We start from the raw sequence: 7959 nt of genomic DNA, 5'->3' as shown, positions 1-7959 counted from the left end.
CTTTAACCCTTGTGGAGAGCATCATGCCAGCCCCGACCGCTGCACCGCAGCCGACCCCCGCACCGTTCAAGGCGACGCCTGGCCAGATCAAGGCCGCCGAGCTTCTGTATCTCGCGATGGCTCAAGAGCAGTTGGTGCGGCCTGTGGTGGAAGCTTACGAGACGGCCATTCTGGCCAGGCACCAGTTTTCTGTCGCGCCCGAATGGGCCGAACGCTATGACTCCACGAGTCTCCTGATTCTGGACCGCAAGCGTTCGTACCTGTTGAGTGACGCCGACGCCGAGGTGTTTTATCGCGAATGCCGCGAAGCACGCGAAGCATCCGGGTTGACGGTTGAGAGCCCCGGGTTTTGCCCGCTTTGCGTCGCTGAAAATCTCAAAATCCAGGCAGAAAACGCACTGCTTTCGGCAATGGCAGAAGTGCAAGGACTGGAGGCGTTCGCGCGGCCCTGTGCGCTCACGCTCGAACAGCGAGCGCAGGTTATCGACCTCAGTTTGCGCCTGATCACGCCGTCGATTCGAAACGGCGCGGAAATCCTGCATCACCTTGTTCACGCCTGACGAGGTGCCAACCATGAAGCACACCACCGAACATCATCGCGTCGCGTACAACGGGGCTTGCGTGACCATCGACTATGTGAAATCGCCCGCGATGGAATTCAACATCGCGTGCATGCGAATTCAGGACAACGGCGCGAACGGGTACGTGCTGACGCCAAAGCGCGAAGTGTTCGCCGTCACGCACGGCAAGCGCACCGCGCGCCGCGTGCGTGACACCGAAGAATTGCAAACGGCAATGGCTCTTTTCAACTAGAGCAGCGGAGCCATAATGCTATCCCCTTCGCAGAAACAAACGCTACACGACGCCCTCGCAGGGCGTAGCCTCGCCATATGCTTTGGGTCTGGCGTGGACTCGACCGCCATGCTGGTTCTGCTACACGCGGCCGTGATTCGTCCGCACGTCATTACGTTCGCAGATACAGGCGGAGAGAAGCCTGAGACGATCGCTCACATTGAGCGGATGAACGCGATTCTGCGGACCTGGGGATGGCCGCAGATCGACGTGTGCCGCAAGATTCCACTGGCATCGACGGGGTACTCCGATCTCTACGGCAATTGCATGGCGAACGAAACGCTTCCATCGCTAGCTTTTGGCATGAAGTCATGCAGCATCAAGTGGAAACAGACACCGCAGGACCAGTTTTTGAAGGGCGTGAAGTCCGGGCCGAACGTGCGCCCCGCACACCCTCTCTGGATCTTCACGCAGGCCGCCGGCGAGCGGATCGTGAAACTCATCGGCTACGACTACGGCCCAGCTGACACGCGCCGATCGAAGGGGTTGAAGCCTGCCGACGATGACTTTGATTACGTCTATCCGCTGCAACTTGTTCGCTGGGCGCGACGTGACTGCGTGCGCGCGATTACCGAGGCGCTGGGCGCCGATATGGTGCCGATCAAGTCCGCATGCTTTTTTTGTCCTGCATCGAAGCATTGGGAACTGTACTGGCTTGCGGCGAACCATCCCGACCTGATGGAGCAGGCGCTATTGATGGAGCGCAACGCGCTGACAGGCAGACACACCCGGTTCGCCGCCGTGGAATTCGGGGCAACCTGGGAGGAAATCGTGCGTACTGGCGACAGGTTCCCGAGCACGACTACGACGGTAGGACTCGGGCGTAGTTTTGCATGGAACCAGTGGGCACGCGTCAACGGCCTGGTAGACGAGGATTTCCGCGTAAAACGTGACGAGGCGTCCCGCGCCCGCTTCGCGCTCCTGTCTGACACGATGCGCGATGCCGATAACGCGCTGGACTCACGCAGCAAGAGATTTCCCGTGCCCGTCGTGTCCGCCGTCGAGCAGCTTGAATTAGCGTTTGGCTGACCCGGTTAGACGCACCAGAAAAGTCTGTACGCACAAGGGAAAATTAACGGTTGACGAAAAGGCGACGCGTAACTAGACTTTATTTCAGGCAGTAACCCGGCACGCAGAGCGTGTTTTTTTAGCGCCTTTAAAGGTGACAATAAGGCGACGAGTAATCAATTAAGCGGCCCGGCCGCAGCTAGTCGATCAGACACAAGGAGCCAAACGATGAACGCTTACGAATCCCGCGTAGAAACCCGTCGCGACCGACTGCAAAGCAAGGCCGATCGTGCGACCAGGGCTGCCAATCGCCTGTATGCACAGGCTCGCGAAATGTCCGACGCCATCCCGTTCGGCCAGCCGATCCTCGTGGGGCACCATAGCGAGGGCCGCGATCGCAACTACCGGCGCGGGATCGACTCGCGCATGTCGCGGTCGTGTGCGGAGGCCGAGAAGGCGCAGCACTACGCACGTCGGGCGGCCGCCGTCGGCACCGGCGGCGTATCGAGCGATGACCCCGAAGCGATCGACAAACTCCAGGCGGAGCTCGCCGAGCGCAAGGCGAAGCAGGAGCACATGAAGCGGGCGAACGCCTTGGTGCGCCGCAAGGATGCCGTGGGGCTCGCCGATATGGGTTTGTCCCCCGCGGCGATCGCGGGCCTGCTGAAAATGGACGAGACCGGAAACGCCGGATACCCGGCCTATCGAATCAGGAACAACGGGGCAAATATCCGCCGCATCGAGGCGCGCATGCGCGAGCTCGCGCATGCCGGCGAGCAGAAGGACCGCGAAGAAGAAGGCAACGGCTACACGTATCGGGAGGACGTCGGCGAAAACCGTGTCATGCTGGCTTTTGAGGTGAAGCCGGGCATGGAGATCCACAAGATGCTCAAGAGCTACGGTTTCCAATACAGCTTCACGCGCGGCGCCTACGTGCGCAAACTCAACGCGAACGGCAAGTACGCCGCGCAGCAGGCGCGCAAGGTGCTCGACGTGCAGCAGATGAGTCAGCTGGGCGACGCATCCGAATAAACCACAAAACGGGGGTAGTGCTTTTTACCCGGTCAGAGTGCCGGTTTTTTTTCGCCTAAACGGTGCTTTAAGTGTTGACGAAAAGGCGACGAGTATATAGAATAAAGACTCGTCAACAAACACATGGAGTCGTGCGATGCCGCTCATCAATCTTTGGCACGAGCCACGCGCAGACGGTCCTTATACGCCGTTGTTCAGGACGGGCGCAGTGTGTAGCTTGAGTTCGCGCGAGCAGCAGCAGCGCGGGGTGCATTCCTATGAGACGCACCACGGTCTCTGTCTTTTCGAGCGCGAATACAACGGCTACGACGACTCCGATTTCTACATGACGTATTGGGACGAACAGGCTGGCATGCCAGTTGAAGTGATGTTCGGCACGACGCGCGGATCGTGCGGCCCGTGCATGGGGTCGAGCGTCGATGCAACGCCCGAGGTCAAAGCGAAGTACGAGGTCTGGTGCGCGGAGCGCGAGCGCGCTCAATACATCGCGCGACGCGCGGAAAAGGCACGCCAGCTGCGCGCCGCGCGCGCGACTGACCGCGAACTTGCCGAACTCTCCGGCGGCGCTCGCGCCTTGCGCGTGCGCTCGCTGCGACGGATCTACGGCCCGGAAAAATTCGCGGGCATCGAGCGACTGTTGCGCACGCGTAAGTTTCGCAGCAGCTTTCGCGAGAACATCGCGAAGCAGATCCGCGACTGGCTCGTGGACCCAACACCGCCTTACCCTACGCCGTTGAGCAAGCGGCAGGTCCAATACATTTGAGGGCGCGCCGTGACACCGGCGCACCACCACCTACCCAAAGAGCCAAACCATGAACCATATCGCGCGCTCCCTGCTGTGTCTCTGTTCCGTTTTCGTTGCCACGCAGGTACACGCACAGGCCGCCGCGGCCGAGGCCCACCCCGTCACAGTCATTACCCTCTATAGCGAGACGCGGGCCGCGCCCGGAGCATTTCCGCGTGCCAATGACGCGGACAACACGCCGCCTATCCGGGTCGTCAACGGCGGGGTCAACGAGCCCGAAGGAACCTGCTTTGACATGGACGCGAGGGGTCACATCACGCCGGCCGCAGGATCGTGCGTCGTGATGCGATCGGCCGACCCGGGCGAGCGCCCGCCCGCCAACTGACGCGCCCAGCCACTCACTCACGTTTTTCTCCCCAGGGGTTCAGATCCCCCTTTTGCCCGGCCGCCCCAGCCGGGTTTTTTTTACCTCGAAACCGTTGCGTTAATATGTTGACGAAAAGGCGACGCGTCAATATAATAAAATCTGTTCAACGACGTAGAGGGGAACAACGATGGACGCAATCAAGAAGGAGTACCGCGAAGCAGCTGACGCTGTGCGATGCGCACAGGTTGTCACGCCGGAGATGGACGCCCGCTACACGGCAGCGAAAGCCGCGTTCGACGCGCAGCGCGCGCAGACCGAAGGCGAGGTAGCGCCGAAAGCCCCCGGTTGGTGGAATCTTCCGGTTGCCGATTCATGCTGGGCAGGCGATGGCCGCGACCTGAACGCCTGATAACCTCCGCCCGCATTCGCGGGCCTTCCGAGATTCCGACGATGACGACCACGGCAAAACAGTCCTCAGCAGCAGGCAGCGCAAACCCGTTCGAGGCGATCGCGCAGCGCATGGCAAACGCGCAGCGCAATTTCATCGGGATCATTCGCGAGCGCACCAGCTGCACGGAGGCAGACGCAACCAAGGCGTTCGAGACGCTGAAAAGGCTCCGACTCATCAAGCTCGACGCGGTAGGCGGCCGGTACACCGTGAAGCATGGTGCCTACCTTGAACCGGACGTCCTGCGCAATGCCATGACCTACTGATCGCAGACATTCCGCCAACCCACCATTGAGCAGAAAACCCGTGAGTACAGCACCCAACATCGAACGTATCCCCCGCCCGCTGGAACTTCATATCGAGCGTGACGATCTCGATTCGAACTACGATGAAGTCAAGATACTTGGAACGGACTGGCAAGGCCAGTTCACTATCGCGACATTCAATCGAGCCTATGCCCCCAGGAAAATCGAAGCCACAGCGCAGCTGATGGCAGCAGCTGAAGATATCGCCGCGGCTCTCCAGTTGGCCGTGACGTCACTCGAACGCGAACACGTCAAGAACGACGGCGCCGACGCAGAACGGATCAGGCAGGTACTCGAACAGGCGAAGGCGGCGCAGGCCAAGGCCGGGTTGTGATCGCGGCCGCTTTCGCGCTGCGGCAGGTTTCTCGCATACGAGAACACCCGGCAACGTCCGCCGGGTCGGCGCCGCACAGCATGTTCCGCGGAGCGTGTTGCGCCGCGCCGATCCAGTTGCGGGGTTTCACCCCGCAATACAGATTGCCCGCCGCTTTGCGGCTCCAGGTAAGTGCGCCTTCGGCGTTAATTTACGCGGACGCTCCCGCTTCGCGGTCGCGCACCCCGTCGCAGCATCATCGGACAGTAGTTTGGCCAGTCCGGCTACCGCTTCACTCCCCCCCCTCGGAGGATATTTCCCATGTCCACACCCAGCGACAAGAACCTCCAACCACACGCGAGCTATCAGCAGCCTCGCGACCTGAGCCAGCAATCGGCGCACATCAAATTTCAAGCGCTGGACGTCGCGCTCAAAAGCATCGAGGATCAACTTGCTCAGTTCGACGCGTTTTCCGTGAATGTTACGCGCACAGCAATCGCAAATCTTGCCGACCAGATGCCCGTCGTCCACCAGATTGCAAGCTGCGCAGGCGCGTTTCTTGGCCAGATGGATTCCGCGCATTCCGATTATCGCGACATGATGGTCGTCTCCAAGGAGATCGGCGCGCGCAAAGGCGTGTCGGGAAAAGTACGCCCGCGTGCCCGAGTGGTTGAATAGCGCAAGATAGCCTCTCACGATCGCGGCGTTGCCTTTCTGTGTGCCACGATTACTCTCTACCACGCCCCCCATAACTATGTAGGTCAAAGACACCGGATTCCCAGACGGCGTTCGATACGCGCTCAACGTCGCGCTTCATACGCCAGACGTGAGCCGATTGATTGACGATATGCAGAACAGTGCATCAGGTCAGTAACCCAGGTTGCTCTCGCAACGGGCTCGGGAATCGTTTCAGTCGCAGCACTATTCAGATCGAGATTGTCGCCAGCGTTTCCGTCGCTTGGGCGTTTTCTTTGCTTCGCAAAGAACCGCGCTGGGTGCCGCAGCCGCGCTCGCGGCGCTGCGCACCGCAACCGCGGGCGTCATCGAGCCTCGCTACGCGAGTCTCGCCCCTTCGGGCCAGATTCGCTAACGCACGGCCGCCCGCCGGCGGCCTGAAACCGACCCCTGAAATGCGGGCCGCTCTCGCGTCCCGATGGCGCGCTTTCGCGCGAATGACCCAAACCCTCTTTTCTGGAGCAACACGCGGCTCCAGCGCGTAACCGATCCCCTGACTGCGTTGCCTCAAACCCGCGACCGTAACCGATCAGCCTGCGCGGTCAAGGGCCGTGCGGGGCCGTGTCCTCGCGCTGCGCGCTGCGGGCCGCACCAACCCCGCACTGTTCCCCCTTGACCACTCCGGTTGACCGGTTCCTTTGTCGCAGAGGCAACGCACCCAGGGGAACGCTCCAGTTCACCAAGGCCCGTTGTCACTCCAAAAAAGAAACCCTTTCCTGCGGAGAACGCGCGATGAAACTGTCCAAAGCCCAAGCCAAAGCCATGATTGAAGTGAATCGCCTCGTGGCTCTGGATCGCGCCCTGAGTCTCGATGAACGTATGTTCGTTCTCGAAAACTACCAGGAATCGACGGGCGGGAATAACACGCTGCTGGGCGCGTTTTTTACGCCGCAACAGCTTGCGCGGGAAGTCGCGATTGAAACGCCGGATTGCAAAACCATTGTCGATCTTTGCGCAGGTATCGGCTCCCTCGCCTTTGTGTGCAAGGACCGCGCCGAGAGGATTGTATGTGTCGAAACGAACGCGGAATATGTGCGAGTCGGGCGCAAGGTGATGCCCGACGCGACATGGATTCACGCGGACGTTTTTGGCGACTGGTTCAAAGACTTCGAGCGCTTCGACGTCGCCGTTTCGAATCCGCCGTTCGGCCCGATCCGCGCAGACGCCTGGGATGGTCGCTACAGCGGCCCGCGATTTGAATACAAGGTGATCGAACTCGCTTCGCGTATCGCGAAAAACGGAACCTTCCTGGTCCCGCAACAGTCCGCGCCGTTCCGCTATTCCGGCGTTCGGCAGTATGAGGAAAAGCAGGACGAACAGTGTCGTAAGTTCATTGCCGCCACCGGCATTGAAATGGAAATGAACTGCGGTATCGACACATCGGCAAGCCGCGACCTATGGCACGGCGTCAGCCCGATTTGCGAGATCGTGACGTGCGACTTTGACGTGATCGTGCAGCAGACCAAAGAGCAGGGCGAGAAGATCGCAGCAGCACCGACGATTGCGCCGGTTTCTGCGCCTGTCTCGCGCACATCGCGCGAGCTTGAGCAGTTGGATCTTTTTGCCGAAGCCGCATAAGCGGGCAGGGCAGGGAAGCGCGCGAAACAAGGGCGGTTCTCGCATGCGAGAACCGCACACCAGGCAGGGACGCGAAATGTTCAACGGTCACAACAAGAGTAACTGGGAGTACGACGTAATTGACGAGGACGGCGACGTGCTCGGCTCGTTCGACTATGCGCAAGACGCCACCCGTTGCGCGACGTCCGCGCCGTGGTACGCGGGAGAGGTTCGCATCAGACGCGACCACAAGGCGCGCGCTCGCGCCGCATCCGCGCCGGTGGAGTGATGCGGTCGATTTTTCCGCCGCGCATCCAGCCGTGCCGATGGCACGGGGAATAACGGCACGATCGCTCCTGGGGGCTATGCCCCCGCCGCTCGGGCGACCCCAAGTGCGGGCCGCTCTCGCGTCCCGATGGCGCGCTCTCGCGCGAATGACCCAACCCCTCTCTTTTCTGGAGCAACACGCGGCTCCAGCGCGTAACCGATCCCCTGACTGCGTTGCCTCAAACCCGCGACCGTAACCGATCAGCCTGCGCGGTCAAGGGCCGTGCGGGGCCGTGTCCTCGCGCTGCGCGCTGCGGGCCGCACCAACCC

General features: G+C 61.1%; 12 protein-coding genes. All 12 read left to right on the top strand.

All coding sequences use genetic code 11. The annotated features are described in order from the left end of the window. The coding region (locus tag LDO54_RS34195) for a hypothetical protein (RefSeq protein WP_436975749.1) at positions 1-560 on the top strand (560 nt) is incomplete at its 5' end. A gap of 13 nt (positions 561-573) precedes the next feature. Further along, the gene (locus LDO54_RS34190) at positions 574-813 is read left to right on the top strand and encodes a hypothetical protein (RefSeq protein ID WP_224016690.1); all 240 of its coding nucleotides are present in this window, start codon (positions 574-576) and stop codon (positions 811-813) included. A 108-nt stretch (positions 814-921) separates the two neighbouring features. After that, a complete protein-coding gene (locus tag LDO54_RS34185; RefSeq protein ID WP_224016688.1) occupies positions 922-1881 on the top strand; it encodes a hypothetical protein in 960 nt (319 codons plus the stop codon). A 207-nt stretch (positions 1882-2088) separates the two neighbouring features. Next, positions 2089-2892 carry a DUF3560 domain-containing protein gene (locus LDO54_RS34180; protein ID WP_224016686.1) on the top strand — a complete coding sequence of 268 codons (804 nt, stop codon included), beginning with the start codon at positions 2089-2091 and terminating at the stop codon, positions 2890-2892. A 136-nt stretch (positions 2893-3028) separates the two neighbouring features. After that, a complete protein-coding gene (locus LDO54_RS34175) occupies positions 3029-3655 on the top strand; it encodes a hypothetical protein (protein ID WP_224016684.1) in 627 nt (208 codons plus the stop codon). Positions 3656-3704: 49 nt separating this feature from the next. Beyond that, positions 3705-4022 carry a hypothetical protein gene (locus LDO54_RS34170; RefSeq protein WP_224016682.1) on the top strand — a complete coding sequence of 106 codons (318 nt, stop codon included), beginning with the start codon at positions 3705-3707 and terminating at the stop codon, positions 4020-4022. 169 nt (positions 4023-4191) lie between these two features. Beyond that, entirely contained in the window at positions 4192-4413 is a 222-nt protein-coding gene (locus LDO54_RS34165; RefSeq protein ID WP_224016680.1) for a hypothetical protein, read from the top strand. 41 nt (positions 4414-4454) lie between these two features. Further along, the gene (locus tag LDO54_RS34160; protein ID WP_224016678.1) at positions 4455-4718 is read left to right on the top strand and encodes a hypothetical protein; all 264 of its coding nucleotides are present in this window, start codon (positions 4455-4457) and stop codon (positions 4716-4718) included. A 40-nt stretch (positions 4719-4758) separates the two neighbouring features. Beyond that, on the top strand, positions 4759-5091 hold the full coding sequence (locus tag LDO54_RS34155; RefSeq protein ID WP_224016675.1) for a hypothetical protein: 333 nt from the start codon (positions 4759-4761) through the stop codon (positions 5089-5091). 300 nt (positions 5092-5391) lie between these two features. Next, positions 5392-5748, top strand: coding sequence for a hypothetical protein (locus tag LDO54_RS34150; protein ID WP_224016673.1), 357 nt, complete (start codon positions 5392-5394; stop codon positions 5746-5748). Between the two features lie 789 nt (positions 5749-6537). Continuing rightward, on the top strand, positions 6538-7383 hold the full coding sequence (locus LDO54_RS34145) for a methyltransferase (protein ID WP_224016671.1): 846 nt from the start codon (positions 6538-6540) through the stop codon (positions 7381-7383). Between the two features lie 76 nt (positions 7384-7459). After that, positions 7460-7651, top strand: a complete 192-nt coding sequence (locus tag LDO54_RS34140) for a hypothetical protein (protein WP_224016669.1) — start codon at positions 7460-7462, stop codon at positions 7649-7651. Positions 7652-7959: the final 308 nt, after the last annotated feature.

This window comes from Paraburkholderia tropica, assembly GCF_914484835.1.
Taxonomy (GTDB): Bacteria; Pseudomonadota; Gammaproteobacteria; order Burkholderiales; family Burkholderiaceae; genus Paraburkholderia; species Paraburkholderia tropica_A.
This window is presented reverse-complemented; position numbering and strand designations above follow the sequence as displayed.

What these genes read in the sequence shown, in the direction of transcription:
- LDO54_RS34170 (WP_224016682.1), top strand. Translation starts at nt 3,705, where the DNA reads ATGAACCATATCGCGCGCTCCCTGCTGTGTCTCTGTTCCGTTTTCGTT.
- LDO54_RS34160 (WP_224016678.1), top strand. Translation starts at nt 4,455, where the DNA reads ATGACGACCACGGCAAAACAGTCCTCAGCAGCAGGCAGCGCAAACCCG.
- LDO54_RS34150 (WP_224016673.1), top strand. Translation starts at nt 5,392, where the DNA reads ATGTCCACACCCAGCGACAAGAACCTCCAACCACACGCGAGCTATCAG.
- LDO54_RS34145 (WP_224016671.1), top strand. Translation starts at nt 6,538, where the DNA reads ATGAAACTGTCCAAAGCCCAAGCCAAAGCCATGATTGAAGTGAATCGC.
- LDO54_RS34175 (WP_224016684.1), top strand. Translation starts at nt 3,029, where the DNA reads ATGCCGCTCATCAATCTTTGGCACGAGCCACGCGCAGACGGTCCTTAT.
- LDO54_RS34190 (WP_224016690.1), top strand. Translation starts at nt 574, where the DNA reads ATGAAGCACACCACCGAACATCATCGCGTCGCGTACAACGGGGCTTGC.
- LDO54_RS34165 (WP_224016680.1), top strand. Translation starts at nt 4,192, where the DNA reads ATGGACGCAATCAAGAAGGAGTACCGCGAAGCAGCTGACGCTGTGCGA.
- LDO54_RS34180 (WP_224016686.1), top strand. Translation starts at nt 2,089, where the DNA reads ATGAACGCTTACGAATCCCGCGTAGAAACCCGTCGCGACCGACTGCAA.
- LDO54_RS34185 (WP_224016688.1), top strand. Translation starts at nt 922, where the DNA reads ATGCTGGTTCTGCTACACGCGGCCGTGATTCGTCCGCACGTCATTACG.
- LDO54_RS34140 (WP_224016669.1), top strand. Translation starts at nt 7,460, where the DNA reads ATGTTCAACGGTCACAACAAGAGTAACTGGGAGTACGACGTAATTGAC.